This is a genomic window from Spirillospora sp. NPDC000708 (assembly GCF_040299565.1).
Classification (GTDB): domain Bacteria; phylum Actinomycetota; class Actinomycetes; order Streptosporangiales; family Streptosporangiaceae; genus Spirillospora.
Genome location: NZ_JBEPCJ010000228.1, coordinates 1 through 1685, shown reverse-complemented (window position 1 = coordinate 1685; position 1685 = coordinate 1). Strand labels below are relative to the sequence as shown.

The following is a 1685-nucleotide window of genomic DNA, read 5'->3' as shown; positions in this document are numbered from 1 at the left end:
TCCCGGACGAGGCCCTGGGCTTCCGCTACAGGAGACAAAATCGAGAACCGCCGCGACCGTCGCATGCGCCAGAATCACCCACATCGGCACTCCCGACGACTCGGAAGATAACCCGGGGTGTCTCGAAGGAGTGATGACTCATGAAGCCCGCAGTTCCGCCCACACCACCTTGCCACCGCCCTGTGCCGGGTACCAGCCCCACTTGTCGCAGCGGGCGCGGACGACGAACAGCCCGCGTCCGCCCTCGGACTCGAAGTCGGGCAGTTGCTCGACCGGCGGCTCATCGCTGCTGTCCCAGACCTCGATGAGCAGCATGGCCCGCCCGTAGGACAAACGCAGCCGTACCCACTTGAGTTGAGAGACCTCGGTGTAGGGCACCGCGAGCGGAGCTTCTGCGTATGCCTTCTGCTGCCGCACATCGAGTGTGCCGGTCGCCTTCACCGCGTTACTGATGAACTCGGTAATCACAAGCTTCGCGTCACCGAGCGCGACGCATGCACTCCACCGCTTCAAGACGTCCTCGGTGTGTCGACGCGCCCAGTACGCGGCGTTGGGAAGCGCGGTGAGCGTCAGCACGCTTTGATGTGTCCAAGCAGTCATTTTGCCGCCCTCGCGCATCGCCAGCTCGCTTGAAAGCAGGGCCGGCGCCAGAGCCTGAGCTCACACAGATGCCGCAACGGGGGAAACGAACATCTGCTGACGACGCCGACCCTGCGCTTGAAGCACGGCGGACACACTCCCGCACCAACTCGTCTGCCTGCGGTGCACATGGCGCCCTCCGGACGGGTCAATGCCTGCCGTGGGTGACCAGCCTCTGATCTGAAGGGCCGCCGAGCTACGCGAGTTCGGCATAGCACTTATGCGCTTGATGTATAAGACTGAGACAGGCATCGCCCGGACACGAGCACCCATCGAAATCGATCACTCCAGGAAGTCACTGCCGGCTATGAAAACTGGGGACAATGACCGCATTTGCCACAGTTGTGGCGCACGCCTTGCGCGGAGCAACCCAGGCGCGCAGTGCGCCCCCTGCCAGGCGAAGGCACGTGATCGTTTCAACAAGCCGCCCTCCGTCCCCGCCGACTTCTGGAATGCGGCCCCACTCCGAGCAGCTCTGGAGAACTGGCACATCGGGCGGCTCATCCGGGCCTACCGTCACCATCCACACCATGGTCCCCGCGCCCTGCCGCAGGATATGGTCGCGCGCTGGCTCAACATCACCCAGACCCAACTCAGCCGCATCGAGAGCGGACCGCCGGTCACCGACCTCGATCGCCTCGTCCCCTGGGCCCGCACCCTCGGCGTTCCATCTGACCTGCTGTGGTTCGAGCTCCAAAAAGAGACGCAAGCACCGCCCGCCGCCCGCGTTCCCCAGCGGGCCGTCAAGCCATCGCTCCCCGCAGCCGTGCAGCACGCCGTACTCAGCCCGCTCGGCAGCACCCTGCCTTCGAGCGAAGACCCCGATATGACGACGCTCCACGCTTTCCGAGCGGCAGACCGGCAGGTCGGTGGTGGCCACCTCTACCCCACTGTCACCAGCTACCTGCAATCCACCCTTGCACCCCGACTATTCGGCAGCCAGACGAACAGGGGACGCACGAGCATCTTCACCGCAGCAGGCGGGTTCACCGAGATGGCCGGCTGGATGGCCCACGACGCCGGCCACGATCAGATCGCCCGCCAGC

At 65.2% G+C, this 1685-nt stretch carries 2 protein-coding genes; one reads left to right on the top strand and one right to left on the bottom strand.

The window, feature by feature from the left end:
• Positions 1–138 precede the first annotated feature (138 nt).
• Complete coding sequence (locus ABT299_RS52595; RefSeq protein ID WP_500255467.1) at positions 139–576, bottom strand: ATP-binding protein; 438 nt, start codon at positions 574–576, stop codon at positions 139–141.
• Between the two features lie 619 nt (positions 577–1195).
• Here ABT299_RS52595 and ABT299_RS52590 point away from each other — a divergent pair.
• A partial coding sequence (locus tag ABT299_RS52590; RefSeq protein ID WP_500255466.1) for a helix-turn-helix domain-containing protein occupies positions 1196–1685 on the top strand: 490 nt, incomplete at its 3' end.